Origin of the sequence: Paralimibaculum aggregatum (assembly GCF_030270585.1) — a bacterium.
GTDB classification, from domain to species: domain Bacteria; phylum Pseudomonadota; class Alphaproteobacteria; order Rhodobacterales; family Rhodobacteraceae; genus Thermohalobaculum; species Thermohalobaculum aggregatum.
Map to the genome: position 1 here is coordinate 151360 of NZ_BSYI01000005.1, position 22198 is coordinate 173557.

The 22198-nt window shown below is 72.7% G+C and carries 14 protein-coding genes; 8 read left to right on the plus strand and 6 right to left on the minus strand.

What is annotated here, in order from left to right:
• Positions 1–1064: 1064 nt before the first annotated feature.
• Entirely contained in the window at positions 1065–3398 is a 2334-nt protein-coding gene (locus QSJ97_RS04790; RefSeq protein ID WP_285670478.1) for a molybdopterin-dependent oxidoreductase, read from the minus strand.
• A gap of 177 nt (positions 3399–3575) precedes the next feature.
• Between QSJ97_RS04790 and QSJ97_RS04795 the strand changes: the two genes are divergently transcribed.
• From QSJ97_RS04795 to QSJ97_RS04810, 4 genes are all read left to right on the plus strand, one after another.
• Positions 3576–8501 carry a hypothetical protein gene (locus QSJ97_RS04795; RefSeq protein ID WP_285670479.1) on the plus strand — a complete coding sequence of 1642 codons (4926 nt, stop codon included), beginning with the start codon at positions 3576–3578 and terminating at the stop codon, positions 8499–8501.
• 38 nt (positions 8502–8539) lie between these two features.
• Entirely contained in the window at positions 8540–9253 is a 714-nt protein-coding gene (locus tag QSJ97_RS04800; protein WP_285670480.1) for a CpXC domain-containing protein, read from the plus strand.
• 3 nt (positions 9254–9256) lie between these two features.
• Complete coding sequence (locus QSJ97_RS04805; RefSeq protein ID WP_285670481.1) at positions 9257–9931, plus strand: class I SAM-dependent methyltransferase; 675 nt, start codon at positions 9257–9259, stop codon at positions 9929–9931.
• Positions 9932–10007: 76 nt separating this feature from the next.
• Positions 10008–11474: an oligosaccharide flippase family protein gene (locus QSJ97_RS04810; protein ID WP_285670482.1), complete on the plus strand. Its 1467-nt coding sequence runs from the start codon at positions 10008–10010 to the stop codon at positions 11472–11474.
• Here QSJ97_RS04810 and QSJ97_RS04815 read toward each other — a convergent pair.
• From QSJ97_RS04815 to QSJ97_RS04825, 3 genes are read right to left on the minus strand one after another with little or no spacing between them, the layout of a single operon-like run.
• Complete coding sequence (locus tag QSJ97_RS04815) at positions 11456–12340, minus strand: hypothetical protein (RefSeq protein ID WP_285670483.1); 885 nt, start codon at positions 12338–12340, stop codon at positions 11456–11458. The genes QSJ97_RS04810 and QSJ97_RS04815 overlap by 19 nt on opposite strands.
• A complete protein-coding gene (locus QSJ97_RS04820) occupies positions 12337–14697 on the minus strand; it encodes an AGE family epimerase/isomerase (RefSeq protein WP_285670484.1) in 2361 nt (786 codons plus the stop codon). The genes QSJ97_RS04815 and QSJ97_RS04820 overlap by 4 nt, the downstream gene beginning before the upstream one ends.
• Before the next feature lie 7 nt (positions 14698–14704).
• Complete coding sequence (locus QSJ97_RS04825; protein ID WP_285670485.1) at positions 14705–15832, minus strand: radical SAM protein; 1128 nt, start codon at positions 15830–15832, stop codon at positions 14705–14707.
• A gap of 138 nt (positions 15833–15970) precedes the next feature.
• On the opposite strand from QSJ97_RS04825, the gene QSJ97_RS04830 reads away from it, so the two are divergent.
• Positions 15971–16861: a glycosyltransferase family 2 protein gene (locus tag QSJ97_RS04830; RefSeq protein WP_285670486.1), complete on the plus strand. Its 891-nt coding sequence runs from the start codon at positions 15971–15973 to the stop codon at positions 16859–16861.
• Between the two features lie 65 nt (positions 16862–16926).
• Here QSJ97_RS04830 and QSJ97_RS04835 read toward each other — a convergent pair whose 3' ends face one another.
• Together QSJ97_RS04835 and QSJ97_RS04840 are read right to left on the minus strand one after the other, a co-directional pair.
• Complete coding sequence (locus QSJ97_RS04835; protein WP_285670487.1) at positions 16927–17391, minus strand: acyl-CoA thioesterase; 465 nt, start codon at positions 17389–17391, stop codon at positions 16927–16929.
• Complete coding sequence (locus tag QSJ97_RS04840) at positions 17388–18440, minus strand: GlxA family transcriptional regulator (protein WP_285670488.1); 1053 nt, start codon at positions 18438–18440, stop codon at positions 17388–17390. The genes QSJ97_RS04835 and QSJ97_RS04840 overlap by 4 nt, the downstream gene beginning before the upstream one ends.
• A gap of 254 nt (positions 18441–18694) precedes the next feature.
• Between QSJ97_RS04840 and QSJ97_RS04845 the strand changes: the two genes are divergently transcribed.
• The 3 genes from QSJ97_RS04845 to msrP all read left to right on the plus strand — a co-directional run bounded on the left by QSJ97_RS04845 (position 18695) and on the right by msrP (position 22087).
• On the plus strand, positions 18695–20074 hold the full coding sequence (locus QSJ97_RS04845) for a class II 3-deoxy-7-phosphoheptulonate synthase (RefSeq protein WP_285670490.1): 1380 nt from the start codon (positions 18695–18697) through the stop codon (positions 20072–20074).
• Positions 20075–20091: 17 nt separating this feature from the next.
• Complete coding sequence (gene serB / locus QSJ97_RS04850) at positions 20092–20937, plus strand: phosphoserine phosphatase SerB (protein ID WP_285670491.1); 846 nt, start codon at positions 20092–20094, stop codon at positions 20935–20937.
• Between the two features lie 148 nt (positions 20938–21085).
• On the plus strand, positions 21086–22087 hold the full coding sequence (gene msrP / locus QSJ97_RS04855) for a protein-methionine-sulfoxide reductase catalytic subunit MsrP (RefSeq protein WP_285670492.1): 1002 nt from the start codon (positions 21086–21088) through the stop codon (positions 22085–22087).
• The last annotated feature ends 111 nt before the right edge of the window (positions 22088–22198 follow it).

Sequence of the window (22198 nt, forward strand, 5' to 3'; positions counted from 1 at the left end):
CGCGACGATGCTGTGCGCTGTGCGCGCCTTTGGGCGCAAGTACCACCCAGCGGCGACGGCTGCCGGGTGCGGCGCTCATTTGCGCGGGTGCGCCGCGGGCGGTCCGGTGCGGCACCGCTGCGGAACCTGGGGCGCCCGGTGTCGCGGCAAGATCGGGCGAACTGGCGGTCGCGGCCGTTGCCGGTTCCGGCGGCCGGCTTCCGGGTGAGCCGTCGCCGCTGGCTTTGCCGCTCTTCCGGACCGCTCCCCGCCATGGCGGTTGCGACGCCGAGTTCTCGCGCCGGTGCGTCGTGGGCGTTCCGGCGGGGTATCGCTGCGAAACGTGGAGCGTCCGGTGTCGCGCGTGGAGAGGCCGAGCCGGCGGCCGCAGCCGCATTCCGTTCCAGCAGCCAATTTTCGGCGGAGCCGCCGCCGCTGCTTTTGCCGCGCTCCTGGACCGCTCCTCGCCATCGGCGCGGGACGCCGGGCGTGGTGCAGCCAACCGGGGACTGGCCCAACCCACACATGATGAACGCGGAGCGGGTGGCCGGCTTGGGCCAGTGCGTCGCGGGTATTCCGATCGGGTGCCCCGCGGGTACGGCCACCTGCGACGGCTGCCTTGGGCGGCGCTTACTCGCGCCAGTGTGCTGCGGGTGGTCCCATACTGCGCCACTTCGGGTGGCGGCGCCGTCTATCGGCGGCGGTGGCCGTGCGGGGCGGTGTCTTGCGCCGGTGTGCGGCGTAGGGCGATTGCGCGTTCCGCCGGGTGCCGGTGGTGGCTGCCGGGCGGGGTGCGGTTTCGCGCCGCTGCGCCGCGGGCGGTGCGGTGCGGCTTCCTGCGGAACCCGGGGCGGGGGTGGCGCGGCCGGGGAGGCCGGGCTGGCGGTTGCAGCTGCATGCCGGTACTCCGGCCGGGGAAGGCTGAGCGGGCGGTTGCAGCTGCACGGCGGTGACGCGGCCGGAGCGGGTGGGCTGGCGGCCGCGCAGCCGCCTTCCGGCCTCGCGGCGGGCTTCGGGAGGAGCGGCAGCCGCTGCGCTGCCGCTGGCCAGGAACGGCGCCGACCGGTGCAGCGGGGCGCGGGCGCTCAGCGCCGCGGCAGCAGCTCCGGCGGGTCGAAGGCGGTGACCGGGGGCGGCGGGCCGTCGAGCCGCGCCACCTCGACCAGCGCGGTATGCGCCGAGGGCCCCTGCCCGAGCCGCGAGCTGCCCTTGTCCCGCGTCAGCACGTTGGGGTTGCCGTGCTTGCAGAGCGCGCCGGGCTCGCCGCGGCGCTCCGGGTCGTGCCAGGCGCCGGTGGCGAGCTGCACGACGCCGGGCATCACCTCGTCGGAGATCCGCAGCCCCGCGAGGCAGGCGCCGCGCGCGTTCCAGACCCTGACCACATCCCCCGCGGCGAGGCCGCGCGCGGCGGCATCGGCGGGATGCATGGTGATCGGCTCGCGCCCGGCGATCTTCGAGGCGCGGCTGACGCTGCCCGGGTCGAGCTGGCCGTGCAGCCGCGTCGCCGGCTGGTTGGAGACCAGATGCAGCGGGAAGCGCGCCGCCTCCGCCCCGCCGAGCCACTCGCAGGGCTCCAGCCAGACCGGGTGCCCCGGGCAGTCGTCATAGCCGAAGCCGGCGATGCGCTCGGAGAAGATCTCGATCCGGCCCGAGGGGGTCTCGAGCGGATGCGCCTCCGGGTCGGCGCGGAACGCCTCCAGCAGCACCGCGGGGCGCTCGGGGCCCGGCAGGCTGACCGGGCCCCCGGCGCGCAGCTCGGCGAGCCCGGGCAGCGCGAAGCCCGCCTCGGCCGCGCGCTGGCGCGCCTGGTCCCAGAGATGGCGCAGCCAGTCCTCGGCGCTGCGCCCCTCGGTGAAGGCCGCTTCCAGCCCGAGCCGCCCGGCGAGGCCGGCGAAGACCGCGTAGTCGTCCCGCGCCTCGCCCTCCGGCGGGATCGCCTGGCGCATGGCGACGATCAGCGGCTCCCAGTGGGTCATCGCGATGTCCTCGCGCTCGACCGGCGAGGTGGTGGGAAACACGATGTCGGCATGGCGCGCCATCGGGGTCCACCAGATCTCGTTGACGATGATGGTCTCGGGCCGCTGCAGCGCGCGCACCAGGCGGTTGATGTCCTGGTGGTGGTGGAACGGGTTGCCGCCGGCCCAGTAGAGCAGCCGCAGGTCGGGATAGCGCCGCTGCGCGCCGTTGAAGTCGTAGGTGCCGCCGGGGTCGAGCAGCGCATCGGCGATGCGCGCCACCGGGATCGCCGCCTCCACCGGGTTCTGCCCCTGCGGCAGGGCCGGAAAGCGGAACGGCCGCACCGGGTTGCCGATGCCGTTCTCCGAGCCGTAGCCGATGCCGACGCCGCCCCCCGGCAGGCCGATCTGGCCGAGCATGGCGGCGAGCACGATCGCCATCCAGGCCGGCTGCTCGCCGTGATCGGCCCGCTGCACCGACCAGGCGAGGCCGATCATCGTGCGCTGCGCCGCCATGCGCCGGGCGAGCGCCGCGATCGCCTCGGCCGGGATGCCGGTGATCGCGGCGGCCCAGGCGGGCGTCTTGGGCTGGCCGTCGGTCTCGCCCATGAGATAGGGCAGGAAGCGCTCGAAGCCGGTGGTGCAGCGCGCGAGGAAGCCGCGGTCGTGCAGGTCCTCGCGCACCAGCACATGCGCCAGCGCCAGCATCAGCGCGGTGTCGGTGCCGGGGCGCAGCGCGATCCAGTCGGCCCCGATCTCCGGCATGGTGTCGGCGCGGATCGGGCCGATGGAGACGAATCGGCAGCCGCGGGCATGGGCGGCCCGGAGCGCCGCGCGCGCGGTGTGCCGGCCGACGCCGCCGGAGTTGACCTGCGCGTTCTTCAGCGGCAGCCCGCCGAACATCACGAAGAGCTCGGTCTCCGCCGCGATGCTGTCCCAGGAGGTCGCCTGGTCGAGCATCAGCTTGCGGAAATGGCCGATGATGTGCGGCGTGAGCGCGCTGACCGCGGCATAGCTGTAGGTGTCGATCGAGGCGGTGTAGCCGCCGGCGCAGTTGAGGAAGCGGTGCACCTGGCTCTGCGCGTGGTGGAAGCGCCCGGCCGAGGCCCAGCCATAGGAGCCGCCGAAGATCGCTTCGTTGCCATGGCTCCGGCGCACCCGGTCGATCTCCGCCGCGGCGAGGTCGAGCGCCTCGTCCCAGGGCAGCTCGACGAAGGGCTCGGCGCCGCGGCTGCCGCGCTCGGCGGCGGCGCCCTTCTCGAGGAAGCTCCGGCGCACCGCGGGCCGGCGGATGCGGCTCGGGTGGTGCACCGCCTCGACGATGCCGGGGCCGATCATCGCCGGATGCGGATCGCCCGCCCAGGGGCGCACGCCGGTGAGTCGGCCGTTCTCGGTCACCGCCTCCCAGGTGCCCCAGTGGGTCGCGAAATATTGCGGATGCGTGCGGTCGTCGGGTGGGGTCATGGTCAGGCACCTCCTCGGGGCCGAGACAGTCGGCCGGCGCGCGGGCGGCGTCAAGCGGCAGCGAGAATCGGCTTGGTGCCGCCGGCCTTTCGGCCTTACGCTGAGGCAAATGCACCGGTCGTGCGGGCGCACTCGCATCCTCCCAGCACGGTGCCTGCAGTTCAGGGAGTCCCGCAGATGACCGACACCCCCGACACGCCGCAGTCCGGCAGCCAGGTGGAGCTGACCCCGGAGCAGATCAAATGGGCGCAGCTGGTGCTCGTGGTGCTCGGCGGCACTCCGGAGAGCGCAACCGCGGAGCCGGTCTCGGCCAAGGCGCTGGAGGCGGCGCGGCAGGCGGCTGCCAAGGCGAAGGCCCGCGCGGAGCAGGCGGCGGTGGCGGCGGCGAAGCTGCTCGGCGCGAACGGCGATGCCGAGACCGCCGAGCTGCGGACCATCGCCGGCTCGCTGGCCGAGGTCGCGAAGAGCGACAATGCCGAGGGCATCCTCAACCTCGCGCGCAAGGCCGAGGCGCGGGTGATGGAGATCCTCACCGCCGCGCAGGAGAAGGCGAAGCGGCTGGCCGAGGAGGCCCGGCTGCGCGAGGAGGAGGAGAAGCGCCGGCAGGAGAAGGAGACCGCGCTCAAGGCCTCGAAGACCTGGCTCGCCACCCGCCGCGGCAGCGTCGAGCGGATGAAGAACGAGGCGACCCAGGCGCTCGGCACCCTGCCCGCGGATGTCGCGCGGCTGTTCGAGAGCGTGGCGCAGACCCTGGCGACCGCCGACAGCAGCACCGAGCCGGAGGAGATCGACAAGGCGATCGAGGACACCGACGACCCGCTCGGCGAGATCGAGACCCGGGTCGAGAAGCTGACGCAGGAGCGCGCCGCCTACAAGCCGCGGCTCGACCTCGCCGAGCAGCTGCTTGCCGGGCTCGCGGTGCATGCCTGCAAGGATGCCTTCGCCACCGAGATCGACGTGCAGAAGGAGGCGGTGCGCAAGGCCCGCGACGAGACCGCCGGCGCGCACCGCTATGCCGATGCGGTGACCGCGCTCAACACCGCGATCCGGGCGCTGGAGCAGATCGAGAAGGATGCCGATGCCAAGGCCAAGTACGACATCGTGCTGGCGGACCGGCAGGGCCGGGTCAACGCGCTGCCGGCGAACTCCACGGAGGTGCCGGTCGATACCGAGCTGACGAAGATCCGCCAGGATCTGCAGAAGGCGGAGACCCACGGCACCGGGAAGGAATACGCCAAGGCCACGGCGATCCTCGACACCCTGCCCAAGCGCTGCATCGACCTCAACTGGACCGCCGAGAAGGCCAAGGACTATGGCTGGAAATACGCCGCCCGCGGCAATCACCTCACCGAGCTGACGACCCTGGTGGAGCCGGACTACCCCGAGGTCCGCCCGATGCTCACGCGGTTTCGCGAGATCTACAACCAGGCGAGCTATGCCACGACCGGGGACTATGTCGATTCGCTGCGCCGCCTCGACACCACCTACTATCTGAAGGGCGAGATCGAGAAGGCGGTGGAGGCGGTGAAGAACGTCCGCGCCAAGCTCAAGGAGCTGGCCGACGAGATCCCGCTGCTCAAGGCGCTCGACGGGGCCGACGGGATCGTCGAGGACATCGCCAAGCAGCAGGCCGAGCACGACTATGCCAAGGACAAGATCCCCAAGGGCGAGTTTGTCGGCGCCACCAAGCTGATCGACGCCGCCAAGGCGCTCTGGCCGGCGATCCGCGAGAAGGCCGCGGCCTACAAGAAGTTCCAGGACCTGCACGACAAGATCGACGGCGAGTACCAGATCATCGCCGCGCTGCCCGGCGCGCCCGGCGCGGGCGCCGAGCTCGACCCGATCCGCGACGGGCTGGCCAGCGCCAAGACCACCGCCAAGGGCGGCAAGGCGGCGGAGGCCAGCGAGGCGCTGCTGGCGCTCCGCCCGCTGCTGCCGGAGGCGCGCTATGCCGCGCTCAGGGCCCATGCGGTGGATGGCGTGGGCCGGCCGCCGGAGGACCCGACCGCGACCGACCAGAGCAAGGTCGGCCCGCGGCTCGGCATCTTCGACGGCATCTACAACCCGGTGAACGGCCACGGGAAGAAGACCTATGCCGGGCCCGTGCTCGGCGAGGCCGGCACGCTGCGCGGCGAGGCCGTCACGGCGCGCGATCTCAACACCAACGAGGGCTTCGCCACCGCCGTCACCAAGCTGAATGCCGGCATCGACAAGGCGCTGGAGGCGCAGCGCAACCTCGACCGCGCGCTGAAATTCCTGGAGACCCGGACCGAGCTGCTGGCCGAGCTCGGCGCCATCGCCGATCCGGACAACGCGGTGAAGGTCGAGCGGCAGGAGGCCCAGACCGCGATCCAGGCGGGCAACTCCGCCATCGGCTCGCAGGACTGGGGCACCGCCGGCCCCCAGTTCAGCACCGCGCTGGCGGCCCTGAAGAAGGCCAAGCGCCTGCTCGAGATCTACAACAAGTACAAGGCCCTGCTGCCGACGGTGAACACCCTGGTCACGGAGGTCGACACCACCGATGGCCGCGCCGCGCTGCCGACCCTGGTGCCGGCGCTCAAGACCGATTTCACCACTGCCAAGGAGCACGCCAAGATCCCCGACAACCGCCGCTACCAGGAGGCGCTCGACGGGCTCAAGGACGTGCAGAAGCGGGTGCCGCCGCTGAAGGCGATCATGGGCGACTATGGCGACGCCAAGAACTACCGCAGCTGGTGGGCGCGGCCGTCCAATCTCGACGAGTTCCGCGGCAAGCCGATCGTCGCCACGGAGCTTGCCGAGATGGAGGCGCTGGTCACCGCCGTCGACGAGAAGTTCACCGCCCGGCTCTATGCCTCGGTGAAGGAGCTGGCCGTCAAGGTCATGCTGATGAAGGACCCGACCAAGGCGGTGCTCGACGCGCACAAGGCCTATACGGATGCGCTCGGCAAGGCCGAGCCCGAGGTGCTGAAGCTCGACACCGCGAAGAACGCGGCGGTGACCGAGGAGCTTGCCGCCTGCGTGGAGGCGGTGCGCAGGGCCAAGGAGATCGTCGCCACCTGCGCCGGGCCGGATGCCAAGAAGCTCCTGATGAGCAAGATGATGGCGCTCGACGAGGCGAAGAAGCTGGTCGAACCCCTGCCCGGCCGCATCGCCGAGGCCCTCAAGGTCGCGGATGCCTATGACCGCTACGAGACCGCGCGCGCCGCGGCGGAGACCGCGATCGGCGAGGTGAAGGGCCATGCCCATGCCGAGACCGTGGCCGGCCGGATCGCCGCGGCGGAGACGGAATACCGCACCGCGACCGGGCTCGCCGGCGGCAAGGACTATCTCGCCGCGCTGCGCATCCTCGAACCGCTGCCGGACGCCTGCAAGGCGGCGAAGGACCATGCCGAGGCGCATGGCGAGTTTGCCACCGCGATGGGCGGCGAACATGCCAAGGCGCTCGACACCGCCGACAAGACCGGGCTCGGCGAGGAGGTGCAGGCGGCGAGGACGCTGCTCGGCAAGCTGCGCTCGCATGCCTCCGCGGCGCTGCTGAAGGACCGGCTCGACGCCATCGAGACCGCGATCGGCACGGCCGAGACCGCGGTGGGCGAGGAGAAGCTGGGCGAGGCGCGGGAGGGGCTGAAGGACGTCTTCTTCCGCCTCGGCTATGCCCATACCGTCGCCGACCAGCACCTGCACTTCAAGGGCCTGCTGGAGGAGGCGCGGACGGCGCTCGCCGAGGTGCGCAAGCACCCGCAGGCGGCGGTGGTCGAGGCCGGGCTCAAGACGCTGGATTTCGAGCTCGGCCTCGCCGAGGAGAACGGCAAGCAGGAGCTCTTCCAGTCCGCCATCCCGGCGGCGCAGGCGGCCAGCGAGACCTGCGTGACGGCGCTGGCGAGCTGCTATGCCCATGTCGATTTCCTCGCCGCGCGCAAGCCGCTCTCCGACCGGATCGACACCCTCGCCGGCCATGCCCACAAATACGCCGTGGATGCGCAGCTCAAGGAGGCCCGCGGGCTGCTCGGCGAGGCCAATGCCAAGGCCACCGCGCTGGATCATGCCGCGGCGGGCAAGCTGCTGAAGACGCTGGCAGATCTCCTCCAGGTGGCGGAGCTCAAGGCGGCGATGGCGACCAATGCCGAGCCGGACGAGGCCGCGCTCAAGAAGCTGCTCGAGCGCCCCGACGGGCCGCAGGCGCTCGACGCCATCGTGCAGGGCCTCGACCCGGTGACCACCCGCAAGGTGGTGCACAAGGCGTTCAAGCTGCGCTTCGATGTCGATCTGCAGATGCTCACCACGGCGGGCGCGGCGGAGAATCTGCCGAACGAGAAGGCGCCCAACATCCGCAAGCTGTTCGAGATCTTCGCCGCGGTGCCGGACAAGTACACCCGCGACAACCCGAGCATGAAGATCGTGAAACGCCAGGGGGATACGGTCGATACCTCGAGCTACAACCCGAGCGACAAGGCGCTCAAGCTGATGATCGGCCGCGCCGAGGACAAGAACGAGAAGGCGCTGGCCGATCCGATCGAGCTGCCGAACATCGAGCCGGCGCTGCGCCCGGTGGGCGAGGCGGCGCCGAAGTTCAACTGGACGACGCTGCACGAGATCGCCCATTCGATCGACGACCGGACCAGCTACATGTCCGGCAACGGCGCCGCGGTCGATCATGGCGGCTGGAAGGAGCACGGCTCCAACCTGTCCGATATCGCGCAGGCGGCGGCGACGGAATTCGACTATGATGCCAACTACATAGAAGCCTATCTTCGTGCGGGCGCCGGGTCCGACAGCTACCCCGTCCCGAAGCCGCAGCGCGGGATCGACGCGGACCAGTGGGAGCGCAACCGCGTCGAGGCGGTGGTGTGGTGCGACGCGATCCGCAAGTCGAACAACATCTGGTACAACGATGCCGAATGCGCGAAGCGCCAGATCGGCGGGCGGGTCTATCAGGAATCCTATCCAAACGACTGGACGAGCTATCTCTATTCCGCCCGCTCGAAGGGTGTGACAGGCTATCAGTTCCGGGCGCCGGGAGAGTGGTTCTCGGAGGTCTACGCCGCCTATCACACCGGCCGGCTGCCGAACTCGCACCCGGCCATCGACATCCTGAAGAAGTTCGGCGAGCCGAAGAAGTGACGAAACCCCGACCAAGCATTGATGCCGGAGCATGATCCATGTCGCTGTTCTCGACGATTTCCGTGACCTGCCCCGCCTGCGGCGCCCAGTCCGAGATGGAGGCGGCCGAGAGCGTCAACGCCGACCGGCGCCCGGATCTGCGCGAGGCGATCCTCGATGCGAGCTTCCAGCGGGTGACCTGCCCCGACTGCGGCGAGCCGTTCCGGCTCGAGCCCGATCTCAACTATCTCGATGTCGGCCGCGGGCAGTGGATCTCGGCCTTCGCCTCCGCGCGGCTGCCCGACTGGGTGGAGGGCGAGGACGACGCGATGAATGCCTTCGCGATCTCCTATGGCGTGCGGGCCGGCACGGCGGCGCAGGAGGTCGGCGACACGCTGCAGACCCGGGTGGTGTTCGGCTGGCCGGCGATGCGGGAGAAGATCCTGCTCGCCGATCTCGGCCTCGACGACGTGACGGCGGAGCTGATGAAGCTGGCGCTGATGCGCGGGCTCGAAGGGCTGCAGCTCGAATACGGCGTCGATCTGCGGGTGCTCGGGGCGGATGCGGGCGAGATCGAGGTGGGCCGCCAGCGCGCCGGCTCCGGCGAGGTGCTCGAGGTGTTCGGCGTGCCGCGGGAGATCTTTGACGACATCGCCGGCGATGCCGAGAGCTGGGGCGAGATGCGGCGCGACCTCACCGCCGGGCCCTTCGTCGACCTGCAGCGGCTCTACATGGGCGAGGGCCGCAGCGCGCCGACCGGCGTGGCGGGCTGAACGATGGCCGGAGGGCCGGCCGCGGCGGAGGTCGAGGCCGGACAGGCGGTCTACACGCCGCTGACGCTGGCGCTCTACGACCGGCTGGTGCTCGGGCTCTCGAACCGGCTGCTCTGGCGCTGCCCGACCCGGCATCTGCGCGCACTCTATGCCGGCAATCTCGGCGCGCGGCATCTCGATATCGGCGTCGGCACGGGGTATTTCCTCGACACCGCGGACTGGCCGGTGCCGGCGCCGCGGATCACGCTGCTCGATCTCAATCCGCACAGCCTCGCGGCGGCGGGGCGGCGGATCGCGCGGCATCGCCCGGAGGCGGTGCGGGCCGACTGCCTGGAGCCGCTGCCGGTGCCGGTGCCGCCGGGGTTCGACAGCGTCGGCCTCTGCTACCTGCTGCACTGCCTGCCGGGGGCGATCCCGGAGAAGGCGCGGGTGCTCGACCATGCCGCGGCGGTGCTGGCGCCGGGGGGCTGCGTCTTCGGCGCGACGATCCTGCAGGGCGATGCCCCGCGCTCGCGCGCCGCGCAGGCGCTGATGGATCTCTACAACGCCAGGGGCATCTTCTCGAATGCGCGGGACCGGCACGAGGATCTCGAGGCGGCGCTGGACGCCCGCTTCGCCGAGCTGCGGCTCTGGCGCCAGGGGGCGGTGGCGCTGTTCGCCGCGCGCCGCCCCCGATAGCGCTGGACGCGCCGCCGGCCGCCTGCAATAGCCGGAACCCGGCGGGCGCCGGGGGCTCGCCGGCACGGGAGGACGGATGAGCTTCCATCGCTCGCTGGTCTGGACGGTGGCGCAGTTCGCGCTGGTGCTCGCGATCGAGCTTGCCGGGCTTGCGGTGCTGGCGCGGCTGCTGACGCCGCAGGAGACCGGCTGGTTCGCCGCGGCGCTGGCGGTGCTGCTGCTGGCGCAGTTCGTCGGCGGCTTCGGCCTCTTCGTCGCGGTGCAGCGGGCGGAGGCGCTGGATGCCGGTTTCCGGGCCAATGCGCTGGCGATCGCGCTCACCGCCTCCGGCGCCGTGACGGCGGTTCTGGCGCTGCTGCTGGCGCTGCCGTCCGGCGCGCTGATCGGCCGGGTGCCGGATGCGCTGCTGGCGGCGATGCTGCCGCTGGTGCTGGTCAACGCGGTGGCGATCCTGGCCCATGCCGAGCTGCTGCGGGCGCGGCGGTTCCGGTGCATCTTCTTCGTGCGGCTGGCCGGCTCGGCGGCCTATCCGGCCTGCGCGGTGCCGCTGGCGGCGGCGGGACAGGGGCCGGCGGCGCTGCTTGCCGGGCTGGCGGCGGCGAGCCTCGTGCACTGCGCGCTCTGCCTGCTCGCCACCGGCGGCGGTTTCCTGGTGCGGCCGGGGTTCCGCGGCATGGGGCGGACGGCGCGGCTCGCCGGCACGGTGTTTGCCGCCAATGCCGCGCAGCAGGCCAGCGAGTCGCTGACGCCGCTGCTGATCGGGCGGATCGCCGGCTTCGCGGCGCTCGGCCAGTTCGCCCGCGCCGACGACCTGGTGCGCCAGTCGCGCCGGGTGGTGCAGGAGACGGTGATGCCGGTGCTGGTGCCCTATGTCTTTGCCGCGGCGCGGGAACGGGCGGCGCTGCGGCCGCGCTACCTGGCGGCGCTGGGCAACCTCACCGCGGTGAGCTGGCCGGCGGCAGGGCTGCTGGCGGTGCTGGCGCAGCGCCTGGTTGCGGTGCTGCTCGGCCCGCAATGGGCGGCGGTGCCGGAGGTGCTGGCGATCCTGTCGGCGCTGCTGGCGCTGTTTCCGGTGCTGGCGGTATCGCAGATCTACCTGATCGCGCTCGGGCGGGAGCGGCAGATGCTGGCGGTGCAGCTGGGCGCGACGCTGCTGACGCTGGCGCTGGTCGCGGCCCTCGCCGGGAGCGGGCTGGCCGCCGCCTGCTGGGCGCTGGTCGGTGCGGCGGCGCTGCACGCGCTCTGGCGGGTGCGGATGGTCGCCCGGCGGCTCGGGCTCGGCGCGGGCGAGATCGCGGCGGCGCTGGCGCGCAACCTGCCGCTGGCGCTGGCCACCGTGCTGCCGGTGGCGGCGCTCTCTGCGGCACTCTCGGCGGCGCTGGAGGGCGGGCTCTGGCGCGATCTCGCGGTGATCGGGCTTTCCGCGCCGCTGGCGGCGGGTGCCTGGGCGGCGGCGATCTTCGGCCTCGGCCATCCGCTGGCGGCGGAGTTCCGCCGGCTCTGGCCGGGCGCGGCAGGGGGCGATCAGCCGTCGGCGCAATAGCGCTCGAGCCGGTCGAGCCCTCCCGGCAGGCGCGCCAGATCGGCCTCGAACCGGGCCCAGTTGCTCACCTTCTCGGCGCATGAGGCGGCGGTGTCCTGCCGGTCGATGCCGAGCGCCGGCGGCCAGGGGCTCTCGCGGCCCACAAGCCCGGCCCCGGCGGCGATCAGCCGCTTGGCGCCGTGCTCGGCGATGAGCCTGGCGGGCAGGTGCCCGGGCAGGCCGAGCTGGCCGAGACGGTTCGCCAGCCCGCGCAGGGTGGTGAGGTCGGAGGGGTGGATGTCGCGCTCGTAGATCACCGTGGAGGCCGGCCGGCCGGCCGCGGCGGCGAGTGCCTCCATCCGGGCGAACCAGCGCGAGGCGCTGTCGTGCCAGCGGCAGAACGCATCCGCCTCGATCGGCAGGCGCAGATCGGTGGTGGGCACGCCGAGCCAGCGCCCGACATGGCGCGCCTTGACGAGGGAGATGTAGCTGTCGATCGGCCGGCGGCGCACGAAGAGGAACCGCGTCTCGGCCCGGCGCAGGAAGGTCTCGGCGACCCGCTCGGGCGCGAGATGGTCGTGGAACAGCTTGACGAGGCAGGCGCGCTGGCCCGGCGCGGCGGCGTGCTCGAGCGCCGCGAGGGTTTCGGCCGGGCGGGCATGGACCCAGGCGCCGAGGCGCGGGTCCTTGGCGCGGGCGAGGTCGAGCCCGGTGGCGCGGGCCAGCGCCGCGAGCGCCTCGGCGTCGAGCCAGGACGGGCCGCCGGGATCGAAGATCTCGAGATAGACGCGCAGCCAGCCGAGCCGCTCCAGCAGCCGGCAGATGTGATTGGTGCCGGAGCGCGGCACCGAGACGAGGCAGATCCAGGGCATCTGCGGGCCGGTCATCGCGCGCCCTCCCCGGCGGCCAGCCGGCGCAGCCCGGCGGCGAGGCGCAGCATCGCCCGGCCGTTGTGATAGGGGCCCTGGTCGGCGGCGGCGCGGCGCGCGTCGCGGAGCCGGCCGCGGCTGTCGACGGCGCGCCACCAGCCGCCGCCGGGCGCCAGCATGTGCGCCTCGACGAAGCCGAGGGTCCGGCGCAGCGCCTCGAACCAGCGGGTCTCGCCAGTCAGCGCGTGCATCTCCAGCATGGCGACCATGGCCTCGGCCTGCACCCACCAGAGCTTGGCGCGCTCCGGCACCAGGAACTGCGGCCCGCGCTGGCCGGCGCGGTTGTAGAACCCGCCGCGGGCGGCGTCGAAGCCGTGGGTAAGCGCCGCGTCGCAGACCTGCCGCGCCCAGGGCAGGAGCGTCTCCGGCGGCTGGCCGAGCACGCGCAGCGCCTCGAAGGCGAACCAGACGAGCTCGAGATCGTGGCCCGGTGCGAGCTGGGCGTTGAGCCGGCCCGGCAGCGGGCGGTCGGAGGCATTGTCCCAGCCGGTCAGCGATGCCGGCCGGCCCGGCAGCCGGAAGCCGGTGAGGCAGCGCAGCAGCGCCGCCTCGAGCTGCCGGCGGTGCGCCGGGTCGGGGTCGAGGCGGCAGAGCTCGATCAGCGCCTCGAGCAGGTGGATCTCGCTGTCGAAGGAGCGGGCGCCGGGCTGGGTCAGGTGCCGCGCGCAGTCCTCGGCCCCGGCCGGCTCGCCCCCCGGCGCCGCGCAGTCGAGCCAGCGGCCGGCGGGATCGCGGGCCAGCGCGCCGAGGGCGCCCCGCGCGGCGCCGGCGGCGGTCTCCGAGCCGGTGAGCCGGGCATGCCGCGCCAGGGCGAAGATCGCGCAGCTCTGGTGGCGCAGCAGCCGCAGCGGGTCGAGCACCCGGCCGTCCGCGGCGACCCGGTCATGGAAGCCGCCGGTGGCGGGGTCGTGAAAGCGCGCCATCAGGTGGCGCAAGCCCTGCGCCGCCGCGGCCTGCGCCTCCGCCGCCCGCAGCCCTGCCCCGGCGAGCTCGGAGAAGAACCAGAGGCAGCGCGCCTGCATCAGCAGCACCTTGTCGCCCCGGTCGAAGAAGCCTGCGGGGCCGGCATCCTCGAGATAGCCGCCATGCGCGGTGTCGGCGTTCTGCAGGAAGAAGCCGGCGATGCTGTCCTCGAGGATGCGCTCGCAGCGCGCCGCCATCGCCTCCAGCTTCGCCGCGCCGGGCGCCGGGGGCAGGCTGCGAAACGGATGCGCGGGGTTCGGCCGGCGGGCGAGCGCGGTGCCTGCGCCGTGCAGGAGGTCGGCGAGCCGGCGGGCGGCACGCTCCGCCATCGGGGGGGGCTCGGCGCCGATCTGCCGCGCCTCGCGCCGCTGTGCCCAGCCGCGGAGGGCCCGATGCGCCCGGCTGAGCGCGCGTTGCACCGGCCGCGGCAGGTGCGAGGCCAGCGCCACCGCGGTCATCAGCAGGGGATATTTGCGGGTGGCGAGCCGCGGCCCGCCCTCGGCCCAGGCACGCCGGATCAGCCGCCGCATCGCCGCCATGTCGCCGGCGTTGTAGGCCATCGAGGCGCAGTATTCGAGCTGGTTGCCCCAGGCCAGCCGGCGCACCCGCGCCCAGGCCTCCGGATGCGTGCGGGCCTCGCGCGCCACCACCATGCGCCAGCCCTCGTGCATCCGCTCCCAGCTCCGCGTGGTCTGCGCGGGATGGCGGCGATAATCCACCAGCCGCTCGCGCACCGCCGCGATGTTGCCGGGGCGCAGCGCCGCGATGCGCAGCCAGAGGTCGAAATCCTCGTAGGTGCGGAGCCCGGTGTCGAAGCCGCCGAGCCGGCGTAGCACCTCCGTGCGGGCGACGATGGTGGAGGTGTGCATCACGTTGCCCTCGAGCAGCGCGCCATGCTCCAGGATCTCGCGCCGCGGCAGGTAGCCCTGCAGGAGGTCGCGGCCCGCCGCGTCGATATCGCGAAACCCGGAATAGGAGAGGTCGATCTCCGGCCGCGCGCGCATCAGCGCGATGTGCCGGGCCGCCTTGGCCGGATGCCAGCGGTCGTCGGCGTCGAGAAAACCGACGAGCGGCCCGCGCGCCTCGGCGATGCCCCGGTTGCGCGCGGCCGAGGGGCCGGCATTGGCCTGGCGCAGGAGCCGCAGCGCGAGCCCGGCCGCCGCCGCCCGCGGGATCTCTGCCGCGACGATCTCGGCGGTGGCGTCGGTGGAGCCGTCGTCGATCACCAGCGCCTCGAGATCCTGCCGGCCCTGCGCGATCAGGCTCTCCAGCGCCTCGCCGACATGGGCAGCGGCATTCCAGGCCGGCATCACCACGCTGAGGGCCGGCGCGGGCACTGCCGTCCCGCTCACGCGGGCCTCACCGCACCAGCGCGTGCAGCCCGGCGGCGGCGCGGCTCGCCCAGTCCGGCGCCGGCATCGGCCCGTGGCGCGCGAGATGCGCCTCCATCTTGGCCCGGCCCTTCAGCGTCGAGCTCTCGCGGCGCACGCTGTGGCTGATGCCGCACCACTGGTTGCACTGGCGCATCCGCGCGCGGGTGGTGCCCGCCCGCTCCCAGAAGCGGCGCAGATCGCCGGGCGCGCGCAGCGCCTTGCCGGGGAACTGGGTGGAGAAGCAGAGCCGCGCCACGCCGTAATGGTCGATCATCACATTGCGCTCGTAGGTGTTGCAGATGTGGTCCTCGGTGGCGGAGCGCGAGGCCCAGCCGCGCTCGAGATCCTGCGCCGCGGCGATCGAGCGGAAATACATCCCCACCGCGTCGATCCAGGCCGGGTTGAGCCCGAGGCCGAAGCGCGCATCCGCGCGGCTGAGGATCGCGGTGAGCCTCTCGGCATCCACTCCGCTCTCGGCGGCGAAGAACGGATCCGGCGCGCCGCCGCCGCCGCCGAACGAGGGCTGCAGGAAATTGAGCTTGAGCTGGTCGGCGCCGATATCGTTGAGCACGAGGTCGTAGAACTCCTCGATATGCTCGTAGTTCCGCGCGAAGATCAGCCCCATGACGTAGATCCGGCTGTCCGTCATGCCGAGCCGGCGTTTCGCCGCCACCAGCAGGCGCAGCGCCGCCACTGCCCGCTCGAAGGCGCCGGGCACGCCGCGGGTCTCGTCGTGCAGCGCCGGGTCGTGGCTGTTGAGCGAGATCGAGACCTCGTGCGGGCCTTCCCTCAGCACCCGCTCGGCCATCTCGGCGCGGCGGATGCGGGTGCCGTTGACCACCGAGAGGATGTGCAGCCCGCGCGCGCGCGCCGCGGCGCAGAGGCCGAAATACTCCTCGAGATCGAGCATCGGCTCGCCGCCGCAGATCACCAGCGCGCCGTCCGGGTTCATCGCGGCGAAATCGTCGAGGATCGCCCGCTTGGCGTCGAGGCCGAGATAGCGCGCGCGGTCATCGTCGTCGCGCTGCCAGTAGTCGCAATGGGTGCAGCGCAGGTTGCAGCGCTTGTTCACCTCCATGAAGACGAAACGCGGCGGCGGCAGGGTGTCTGGCAATGGGTGGATCCCTCGGAAACGGCGATGAACGCCGGGCGATCCTAGCAAAGCGGCCGGGCCCATGCGAGCCCGGATCCGCGGCGCTTGCGCCGGCCCGGGCGGCGGGGCAGAACCGGGCTGTTTCCCGGAGGCCCGCCGATGCCCGATCCGTGCCGCTCGCCCGCCAGTGCCGCCCCGCCGCCGGGATGCGGGCGCGCCGCGGTGGTGGTGCCGAGCCACGGCCGGCCGGAGGCGCTGCGCGGCTGCCTCGAGAGCCTGATGGCGCTCGACGGGGCGCCGGAGATCGTGGTGGTGGACGACGGCTCGCCGGCGCCGCTCACGCCGGTCTGCGCCGGCTTCGGCGAGCGGGTGCGCTGCATCCGCCAGGCGAATGCCGGGCCGGGCGCGGCGCGCAACACCGGCGTCGCCGCGGTGACGGCGCCGTTCCTCGCCTTCACCGACGACGACTGCCGCCCGGTGCCGGGCTGGCTGGCGGCGCTGCGCGCGGCCGAGGCCGGCGACCCGGCGCGGCTGGTGGGCGGGCCCATCGTCAACGCGCTCACCGACAACCCCTATGCGGCGGCCAGCCAGTCGATCGCCAGCCACCTCCATGCCGAGGGGATCGCGCGGGATGGCGCGCCGCCCTATCTCTCGACGAACAATCTCGGGCTCTCGCGGGCCCGGTTCGAGGCGCTCGGCGGCTTCGACCCGCGCTATCGCTTCGCCAGCGAGGACCGGGACTTCTGCCGCCGCTGGCGTGCCGCGGGGGGGCGCCTGGTCCATGCCCCGCGCGCGGTGGTGCATCACCACCACCCGCTGACGCTTGCCGGCTTCTGGCGCCAGCAGCTGCGCTATGGCCGGGGCGCGCGGCAGTATCACGGAGGCGGAGCGCCGGGCGGCGGCCCGCGGCTGGCGGCGGCGGGGCGCTATCTGCGGCTGCTGGCGCATCCGCTCGCCGATGGCGCGCCCCGGCCGCTCACGCGGGCGATGCTGGTGGCGCTCAGCCAGGCGGCGATCCTCGCCGGCTATCTGCTCGGGCCGGAGCGCTGAGCCGGGCGCGTTTCGGGGCGCCGCTGGCGCGCGCCGTGCAGGGCGCGTTGCCCGCCGGGCGGGGCTCAGCCCTCCGGCGTCAGCTCCTGCAGCGCCGCGCGATGCGCCTCGGGGATCGGCACCGGGCGGTGGGTCGCGGCGTCCACCATCACATGGGTGAAGCGCCCGGCGGCGGCGGCGGTCGCAGCGCCCTCGGCGAAGATGCCGATGCCGTAGGTGATCGAGCTCGTGCCGATCCGCTCCGCCCGCAGCCCGCCCTCGAGGCGCTGGGGAAACGCCACCGAGGCGAAATAGTCGCAGGACGAGGAGACCACCAGCCCGATCACCGGCGAGCGCTGCACCTCGAGCAGCCCGCGCTCGCAGAGCCAGGCGTTCACCAGCGTGTCGAAGAGCCCGTAATAGACCACGTTGTTGACATGGCCGTAGACGTCGTTGTCGTGCCAGCGCAGCCCGATCGGGCGGAACAGCGCGAAGGCCGCCCGCCCCGGCGCCTGGCGCCGCGCGGCCGGCCCGCCCTCTGCCGGGCTCATAGGCCGGGGCCCGAGAAATCGCCCTCGCCCTGGGCGGTGACCGGCGCCGGCCCGCCCTCGCTGGCCCGGCTCGCCGGGCTGCCGCGCTCGCGATAGGGCGTGCGGTTGAAATGCGCGCGGTAGCATTTCGAGAAATGCGAGGGCGAGGTGAAGCCGCAGGCGAGCGCCACGTTGATCACGCTCATGTCGGTCTGCAGCAGCAGGTTGCGCGCCTTCTCCAGCCGCAGCTCCATGTAGTAGCGCTTGGGCGAGCGGTTGAGATAGCGCCGGAACAGCCGCTCGAGCTGGCGGGTCGACATGTTGACGCCCTTGGCCAGGTCGGCCGGGGAGATCGGGTCCTCGGTGGCGCGCTCCATGGTCTGGATCACCTGCACGAGCTTGGGATGGCGCACGCCGATGCGGGCCGGCACGCTGAGCCGCTGCTCGTCGGTGGCGGAGCGCACCGGGGTGTGGATCAGCCGGTCGGCGACCAGCGAGGCGAGGTCCGGCCCCTGATGCTGGCCGATCAGGTAGAGCATCATGTCGGAGGCCGCGGTGCCCCCGGCGCAGGTCACGACATTGTCCTCGACGCAGTAGAGCAGGTTGGAGAGCTGCACCTCGGGAAACTCCTCGGCAAAGGCCGACTGGTTCTCCCAGTGGATCGTGGCGCGCTTCTCGTCGAGCAGCCCGGCGCGGGCCAGCACATGCGCGCCGGTGCAGACCCCGCCGAGCCGCACGCCGAGCCGGGCCTGCCGGCGCAGCCAGGTGAGCACCGGCCGGGTGCAGGCCTTGGCGACGCTGAGCCCGGTGCAGACGATCACCATGGTGCCGCGGCGCAGATCGCCGAGCGGCGCGTCGGGCTGCACCACCGAGCCGTTGGAGCAGGCCACCGGCTTGCCGTCCTCCGAGGCGATGGTCCAGCGATAGAGCGGCCGGCGGGCAACCCGGTTGGCCAGCCGCAGCGGCTCGATCGCCGCGGCAAAGGCGATCAGGGAAAATTCCGGGCACAGCAGGAAGACGAACTCCCGCGGCCGCTCTTCCCCGCCCATGATCTGTCCCGCAAGGGCCATGTCGTGTTCCGCTCGCTCCTCGCCTGGCGCCGTTTCGGCGCATCTGCCTGCCGGTGCCCTCGCTGGGCGCTGCCCGCTGCGCGCCTCGCGGGGGCAGCCCCCTGAGTTGACGTCTCAGCCCGAGCCGCGTCAAGCGCGGGCTGGGCGGAATTTCCGAAGCCGCCCGCCGCCGGGCGGAAGATCGGTGGCAGGAGGGGTCTGGCCCCTGCCGCGACGCTGCGATAAGAAGCGCCATCCAGACAGAGGAGAGCCCCATGAACACGCCCTGGAGCAAGGATAGCTGGCGCAACCGTACCGGTCTTCAGATGCCCGACTATACCGATGCCGCGAAGCTCGCGGAGGTCACGGGGCGGCTCAGCACCTATCCGCCGCTGGTCTTTGCCGGCGAGGCCCGGACGCTGCGCTCGCGGCTCGCCGATGTCGCCAACCGCAAGGCCTTCCTGCTGCAGGGCGGCGACTGCGCCGAGAGCTTCGGCCAGTTCAACGGCGATTTCATCCGCGATACCTTCCGCGTGATGCTGCAGATGGCGGTGGTGCTCACCTTCGCCGCGCGCGTGCCGGTGGTGAAGGTCGGCCGCATGGCCGGGCAGTTTGCCAAGCCGCGCTCCTCGGCCACCGAGAAGAAGGGCGATCTGGAGCTGCCCTCCTACCGCGGCGACATCATCAACGACCTCGACTTCAACGAGGCCTCGCGCATCCCGGACCCGGCGCGGATGGAGCGGGCCTACATGCAGTCGGCCGCCACGCTGAACCTGCTGCGCGCCTTCGCCACCGGCGGCTATGCCGACCTGCACCGGGTGCATGCCTGGAACCTCGACTTCGCCAACGGCACGCCCGAGGCCGATCGCTACAAGGCGCTGGCCGACCGGATCTCCGGCGCGGTGGACTTCATGACCGCCTGCGGCGTCACCCCCGAGAGCCACGACACGCTCTCGACGGTGGAGTTCTGGACCTCGCACGAGGCGCTGCTGCTCGAATACGAGGAGGCGCTGACCCGCACCGACTCGACCACCGGCAAGCCGGTGGCCTGCTCGGGCCACATGATCTGGATCGGCGACCGCACCCGCCAGCTCGACGGCGCGCATGTCGAGTTCTGCCGCGGCGTGCAGAACCCGGTCGGGCTGAAATGCGGCCCCTCGCTCGAGCCGGACGACCTGCTGCGGCTGATCGACCGCCTCAACCCGCGCAACGAGGCGGGCCGGCTCACGCTGATCTGCCGCACCGGCGCGGGCAAGGTGGGCGACCACCTGCCGGGCTGGGTCCGCGCGGTCGAGCGCGAGGGGCGCAAGGTGGTCTGGTCCTGCGATCCGATGCACGGCAACGTCATCAAGTCGCAGTCGGGCTACAAGACCCGCCCCTTCGACAAGATCCTCCAGGAGGTGCGCGAGTTCTTCGACGTGCACGAGGCCGAGGGGACCTATCCGGGCGGCGTGCATTTCGAGATGACCGGGCAGGACGTGACCGAGTGCACCGGCGGCATCGCCGAGGTGACGGATGCGGATCTCTCGAGCCGCTACCACACCGCCTGCGACCCGCGGCTCAACGCCTCGCAGGCGCTGGAGCTCGCCTTCCTGCTGGCCGAGGCGCTCGAGAAGAACGTGCCCGAGCCGCACATGCAGTCCGCGATCGGCTGAGCCCGATGGACGGTGTGATGGTTCTGACGGCAGCCCCCGGGCGGGGGCTGTCGGATGCGGATGTCGCGGCGGCGGCGCTGGCGCTGGATGAGGCGGGCGAGCCCCGGCGGCTCGGGCCCTGGGCGGCGGAGATCCCCTGCCCCCGGCCCGCCGCGCCGCGCGCGCCCTCCGGCGTCGATGCCAACTGGGTGCCGGCCGAGGCCCGCGAGAAGCGCATCCTGATCGCCGACATGGACAGCACCATGATCGGCGTCGAATGCATCGACGAGATCGCCGACATGGCCGGCATCAAGGAGCAGGTCGCGGCGATCACCGAGCGGGCGATGGCGGGCGAACTGGATTTCGAGGCGGCGCTGGCCGAGCGCGTGGCGCTGCTCGAGGGGCTGCCCGAGACCGCGCTGGCCGATGCCTATGCGGCGCGGGTGGCGCTCAATCCCGGCGCCCGGCTGCTGGTGCGCACCATGGCGGCGCGCGGCGCGCATGTGGCGCTGGTCTCCGGCGGGTTCACCTATTTCACCGAGCGGGTGGCGGCGGCGGCGGGCTTTGCCGAGCACCGGGCCAACGTGCTCGAGATCGTCGCGGGCCGGCTGACCGGGCGGGTGATCCCGCCGGTGCTCGGCCGTGCCGCCAAGGCCGAGGCGCTCGACGAGTTCTGCGCGCGCTGCGGGGCGAGCCCGGCCGAGGTGCTGGCGCTCGGCGACGGCGCCAACGACCTTGCGATGATCGAGGCGGCCGGGCTCGGCGTCGGCTACCGGCCGAAGCCGGCGCTGGCCGAGAAGGCCGATGCGGTGCTGCGGCATTCGGACCTGAGCGCCGTGCTGCACCTTCAGGGCATTCCCGAAGCCGCCTGGACCCAGGACTGAGCGCGAGGGGGCCGCGCCCCCTCCCCCCGCAGCGGCGGCGCGGCCGCTCGCGGCGGGTCAGGTCTTCGTGAGGCGCCGGCTTAGCGTTTCCCTCCCTTCCGCAGCGGTTCTATCTTCCTGACAGAACCGAGATCGAAGGGAGATCGCCATGTTCCACCTCAAACGGCCCCGCTGGGCGCTTCCGGAGCGCGCGGCGACGCCCGAATCCGTGTTTCGCAACCGCCGCGCCTTCCTCGCCGGCGGCGCCGGGCTTGCCGCCATCGGCACCACTGCGGCGCTGACCGGCAGCCTCGGCGTGATGATGCCCGAGGCGGCCGCCGCCGCCGGCGCGCCCGCCAGCCCCTTCGAGCCGGTGCCGCCGCGCAACCCGGCCTTCGCCAATGCCGGGCGCGAGGTGACGCCGGAGGAAATCAACGCGCGCTACAACAACTTCTACGAATTCGGCAGCCACAAGCGGATCCACGATGCCGCCGAGGCGCTCAAGACCGAGGGCTGGACCGTCACCGTCGACGGCATGGTCGAGACGCCGAAGACCTTCGGCACCGACGAGCTGCTCGCCGCCATGCCGATCGAGGAGCGGGTGATCCGCCACCGCTGCGTCGAGGCCTGGTCGATGGTGGTGCCCTGGATCGGCTTCCCGCTGGCGGCGCTGCTGAAGGCCGTCACCCCGCTCGGCTCGGCGCGCTATGTCCGCTTCGAGACCTTCCACGACCCCGACACCGCCACCGGCCAGCGCCAGTTCTGGTATCCCTGGCCTTACGTCGAGGGGCTGACCGTGGCCGAGGCCGGGAACCCGCTCGCCTTCATGGTGATGGGCGCCTATGGCAAGGTGCTGCACAAGCCCTTCGGCGCGCCGATCCGCCTGCACCTGCCCTGGAAATACGGTTTCAAGTCGATCAAGTCGATCACCAGGATCACCCTGACCGAGGAGCGCCCGGTGGGCTTCTGGGAGGAGCTGCAGGCGGCGGAATACGGCTTCTGGGCCAATGTGAACCCGGAGGTCGCGCATCCGCGCTGGAGCCAGGCGAGCGAGCGGGTGCTCGGCACCGACGAGCGCATCCCGACGCAGCTCTTCAACGGCTACGGGCCCGAGGTCGCGCATCTCTATGACGGGCTGGAGGCCGAGCACGGCGACCGTCTCTGGCGCTGAGGCCGGCGGCGGGATCACTCCGGACCTCCGGCGGCGCGGCTGCCGGGGGCCGCATCGCATGGGTGCGCGGCGCAGCTTCCCGCATCAGGGACGCGGGGCAGGATCTGCGGG